2 protein-coding genes are annotated in these 2,205 nt (G+C 33.3%); both read left to right on the forward strand.

Features of this window, described 5'->3' with window-relative positions; genetic code table 11:
- The coding region (locus L6N96_01000; GenBank protein MCP8322744.1) for a long-chain fatty acid--CoA ligase at window positions 1-1,598 on the forward strand (1,598 nt) is incomplete at its 5' end.
- 51 nt (window positions 1,599-1,649) lie between these two features.
- Window positions 1,650-2,205: HD domain-containing protein (locus L6N96_01005; GenBank protein ID MCP8322745.1), on the forward strand; the 556-nt coding region annotated here is incomplete at its 3' end.

The following is a 2,205-nucleotide window of genomic DNA, read 5'->3' on the forward strand; positions in this document are numbered from 1 at the left end:
TTTATAAGTTTTTAGATGATGCTGCAAGTGATTTTAGTAGCCACACCGCAATTTGGTTTTTAAAAAATAAAATAACATACAAAAAATTGAAGGATACAGCCGATAGACTAGCTACTGCACTTGTTAAAATGGGCGTCAAAAGAGGTGATGTTGTAGCCATTATGATTCCAAATTTTCCACAATTCATAATGAGTTATTATGGGATATTAAAAGCTGGTGGAATAGTGACTTGTGTTAGTGTTCTCTATACTGAACACGAGTTAATGTACCAACTTAACGATTCTGGAGCAGAGATCATTATTGCATGGGATAATCAAGTAGAAAAGATTAATAAAATTAGAGATAGGACTCGCTTAAGGCATGTAATAATTACTAACGTTTTTGATTATGCCCCAATGGCTCCGAGAAATCCTCCTGAGATATCAGGAACTCATCAATTCCTCAATATTATCGAGAACACAAAACCAGATCTTCCTAAATTTGAAACTAATGCAAAGGAAGATATAGCTTGTCTGCAATATACAGGAGGTACAACTGGAGTTCCAAAAGGCGCTATGCTAACTCATTATAATCTTGTTTCTAATGCTCTGGCTACACTTTCTTGGATAGGCGGGGCGTTACAAAGAGGAAAAGAAACTATTTTAACTAATTTACCTCTATTTCATATCTATGGCCAAACAGTATGCATGAATATACATATTTATCTTGCTTCAACAGTAGCTTTAAACCCTGATGCACGAGATCAGAAGTCTCTTTTTGAAATAATAAAGTTTACACAGCCTTCAGTGTTTCCAGGAGTCCCAACAATGTATATGCGTCTATTAGAAAGAGATGACTTAGAAGACTATGCTAAATATCTTAGATCTATCAGAATTTGCAATACTGGAGCAGCACCAATGCCTCCAGAAGTTCTTAAAGAATTTGAAGAAAGAACTGGTGGTAAAGTATTAGAAGGATATGGAATGACAGAAACTTCACCAGTAACTCATAGTAATCCGATAGTTGGCGAAAGAAAAATAGGTTCTGTTGGAATGCCAATACCGGATACAGAGGTTAAGATAGTTGATATTGAAGATTACACAAAAATTGTCCCTCTTGGAGAAGCTGGAGAAATTATGATGAAGGGACCTCAAGTATTTAAAGGTTACTGGAATAAGCCAGAAGAGACGGCTAATCAGTTAAAGGATGGATGGGTTCTGACAGGAGACATAGGTAAAATGGATGAGGATGGTTATTTTTATATTGTTGATAGAAAGAAGGATATGATAGATGTAAGTGGATTTAAGGTATATCCACGAGAGCTTGAAGATGTTTTATTTGAACATGAAGCAATAGAGAATGTTGCCATTATAGGTGTTCCTAATCCAGATCTCCCTGGTAGCGAGAAAGTAAAAGCATATATTGTGCTAAAGGATGGATATCAAGAGACTGAAGAGATGAAAAACGAAATTAAGGCTTTCTGTCAACAAAATATGGCTCCATATAAAGTACCAAAGTTCATAGAATTTAGGAAAGAACTTCCAGAAACGCTTGTGGGCAAAGTACAGAGAAAAGAATTAAAAGATATTGAAGCTAAAAGACGAGGAGAAGAAGTATAAACTAATTTTTATTTAACCTTAACTTTAATTTTTTATTTATTCATTCTTGAAATGTTAAAAATTGTTCGTGAGTTTGCTAAAAAATCCTATAAATCCAGTGATATTCATGGTTACCCCCATATTGAAAGAGTATATAACTTATGTTTACAAATTGCAAGAGAATTAGATCTCAATATTGAAAATCTAAAAATAGCGGCACTATTGCACGATATTGGAAGATTTGAGCAATTAGAAAACAATTCTAAAAGAAATCATGCTGAAATTTCAGCACGTTTAGCTGAAAAATTCTTGAATTCTGGTGATTTTAAACTTACTAGACAAGATATTGAAAATATCCTACATTCTATAAGAGCTCATTCTTTTTCAAATGATATTGCTCCCAGAACTCTTGAAGCAAAAGTGTTATCTGACGCTGATAAGTTGGATGCAATTGGAGCCATTGGATTGTATCGAACAATAGGATATACAATTCAAAAGCATGGTAATCTTAATGATGTAATAAAGCATTTAGAAGAAAAAATAATGAAAATTAAAGGCTTATTATTCCTTGATGTTTCAAAAAGAATTGCTGAACAAAGACAAAAGATTATTTTAAATTTTTATAATG

It is taken from the genome of Candidatus Methylarchaceae archaeon HK02M2, from assembly GCA_024256165.1.
Classification (GTDB): Archaea; Thermoproteota; Nitrososphaeria; order Nitrososphaerales; family JACAEJ01; genus HK02M2.